The organism is Clostridium sp. DFI.1.208 (assembly GCF_024463855.1).
Classification (GTDB): Bacteria; Bacillota_I; Bacilli_A; order Erysipelotrichales; family Erysipelotrichaceae; genus Clostridium_AQ.
In genome coordinates this window covers 1-237 of the sequence record NZ_JANGCA010000361.1, presented here as the reverse complement: position 1 = coordinate 237, position 237 = coordinate 1, and the positions used below count along the sequence as shown (strand labels likewise).

1 protein-coding gene is annotated in these 237 nt (G+C 43.9%); it reads left to right on the top strand.

What is annotated here, in order from left to right:
- Positions 1-17: 17 nt before the first annotated feature.
- Positions 18-237: hypothetical protein (locus NE665_RS24905; protein WP_256302804.1), on the top strand; the 220-nt coding region annotated here is incomplete at its 3' end.

The window sequence follows — 237 nt, the reverse complement described above, 5'->3', positions numbered from 1 at the left end:
CAGACCAAAAGGGAACGGTGAGTGGAACAACCGTTGAATGGATCAACAAGTATGAAGTTGAAAATGGTAAGCTGGTCATTGAAAACAACAAACCTGTAGCGATCGACGCACACCCAACACAGCCATCGACCGTGAAGGCTGACAAGGGCTATCATTTCCAGAAGTGGAATGATGGAACGAACGATTTCGCAACAGATGAAGCATTGAGAAAAGCAAAATATGAAGAAGATACAACCT